Origin of the sequence: Nitrososphaera sp. (assembly GCF_050748925.1) — an archaeon.
In the GTDB taxonomy this organism is placed as follows: domain Archaea; phylum Thermoproteota; class Nitrososphaeria; order Nitrososphaerales; family Nitrososphaeraceae; genus Nitrososphaera.
This window is the reverse complement of sequence record NZ_JBOGQF010000220.1, coordinates 1-1,708: the sequence shown is the minus strand read 5'-3', so window position 1 is coordinate 1,708 and position 1,708 is coordinate 1. Positions and strand designations below refer to the sequence as shown.

Below are 1,708 nucleotides of genomic sequence, written 5' to 3'. Positions count from 1 at the left end.
ATGGACCAGGGAGAACCCGGCGTGGATTATAACGAGCCCAACCTGAACCCGTTGACCTGCGACATTTGCAAGAAGGATTTTGACAGCCTTGACAAGCTGGGCGAACACCAGAAAGTAGAGCACGACATGTAGTCATGCGTACCTTTCAATGCCGCGGTGGATATCGAGGGCAGACGTGACCTTGAGCATGATGTAATCCGCGTTGGCAGAGCGGGTGAGGACAAGGCCGACGAACCCCTTTGACGGAACCTGCACAATTATCAACTTGGCAAAGTCGTGATCCACAGTCATGCACCTTGTCTTTCCGAATGAGTCGTCTACAAGCTCGGCGATGCCAAACATTATCGCGGCCCACACGCTTGCGCCCCTCTGCATCTTGTCAGGCACTACAAACCGCTCGTTGAAAGCGCTGGTTGAAGAAGCCTCTACTAGGTTAAAGTCAGCATCCATCAGGCTGACTGCCAGGATGTTTTCATCCTGTGAAAGTAAAAACTCGGATGTTAATGGTCCCATGTCTCAGGTAGAGTGTGGCGTTTTCTATTTATCGGTTCAGGAATTACCTTCTATAATCATGGTATACTGTACATCTTTATTTTCTAATGCCGTGACCGTCTATAGCCTGGTGCCTGTTGCTACCAGAACGTCCCAGGGAAAGTCTACCGTGCCATTGCGGGTAAAAGGCTCTGCCCTTTCTTTTGCCTCTTTTCTTATCGCTGCAACAACCTCGTCTCCTTTCGCCTCTATCCTGGAGCGCATCGAGGCTGCAGTGGTGGACATGTAGTCAGACCAATAGTCGTCAAAAGTGCCCGCGTTATAGCTAAAGACGAATTTTTTGACTGCGACGTCGACAAAGCCTGCAGACGCCAGCAGCCGCTCAAGGTCTGCAGGCTCGCCGAAGCGGTGCACGGTCGGCGTCCCGTCGGGCCTGATGTCTGGGATGTGCCTCAGCACCGGCCCCATTATTGTGCTGAAATACGGTACGCCCCTGGCAGTCCCGTGCACGGCGACGGCAAGCCTGCCGCCATTTTTCAAGAGCGAGGCGACCTGCCCAATCACCCTTGCAGGCTCGGGGAAAAACATGAGCGCGTACTGGCACAGCACCCTGTCAAATTTCGTGGCGAGGCCGATGCTTTCTGCGTCCATCTCTGCGAAATGGCCGGCCGGGACGCCTGCCTTTGCTATGTCTAGCGCCCCTCTTGAAAAATCGATGCCGACGAGCGCGCCAGAAGGCCCGAGGCGCGCCGCGACCTGCGCTGAAACTGCGCCAGTGCCGCAGGCCAGGTCAAGCACGCTGTGGCCTTCTTTTACGCCTGCTGCCGCCACGAGCTCTCTGGTAGACTGGAAAGGCCCGCGCTCGGCGCCGGCCCACTCGTTGTGGTAATCCGAGGCGACTTTGTTCCAGTTGTCAATCGCGCCCTGCTTGTACTTGACCGGGTCGTACACAGACAAAACTTTTAATGCCTTACTAATTAATCATGTCGTGTTGAAGGAATTTCGCCTTCTTTTGACATGCGCGGTCTGCGGCGACTCGTTTGATTCCAATTATCGCCTGATGAAGCACATGAGCAAGAGCCACCCTGAACAGGAAAAAGGGGGATGGGTCGGGGGCGAAGGCGAGCACAACTGCAGCTGCGGCGGCCACATGCACGGCGACCCTCAGTGACGGCCTTGGCAGCAGAAAAACTGTTTTTCATTTACGTGGCAAGAA

3 protein-coding genes are annotated in these 1,708 nt (G+C 54.9%); 1 reads left to right on the top strand and 2 read right to left on the bottom strand.

Annotated features, from left to right (window positions below):
- Nucleotides 1–132: 132 nt before the first annotated feature.
- Nucleotides 133–513: a hypothetical protein gene (locus tag ACREAY_RS11710; protein ID WP_431755947.1), complete on the bottom strand. Its 381-nt coding sequence runs from the start codon at nucleotides 511–513 to the stop codon at nucleotides 133–135.
- A gap of 99 nt (nucleotides 514–612) precedes the next feature.
- Nucleotides 613–1,443, bottom strand: a complete 831-nt coding sequence (locus tag ACREAY_RS11705) for a class I SAM-dependent methyltransferase (protein ID WP_431755946.1) — start codon at nucleotides 1,441–1,443, stop codon at nucleotides 613–615.
- Between the two features lie 40 nt (nucleotides 1,444–1,483).
- Here ACREAY_RS11705 and ACREAY_RS11700 point away from each other — a divergent pair, with 40 nt between their 5' ends.
- A complete protein-coding gene (locus tag ACREAY_RS11700; protein WP_431755945.1) occupies nucleotides 1,484–1,663 on the top strand; it encodes a hypothetical protein in 180 nt (59 codons plus the stop codon).
- Nucleotides 1,664–1,708 lie beyond the last annotated feature (45 nt).

Coding starts and splice junctions, on each gene's coding strand:
- ACREAY_RS11710 (WP_431755947.1), bottom strand. CDS start 513: ATGGGACCATTAACATCCGAGTTTTTACTTTCACAGGATGAAAACATC.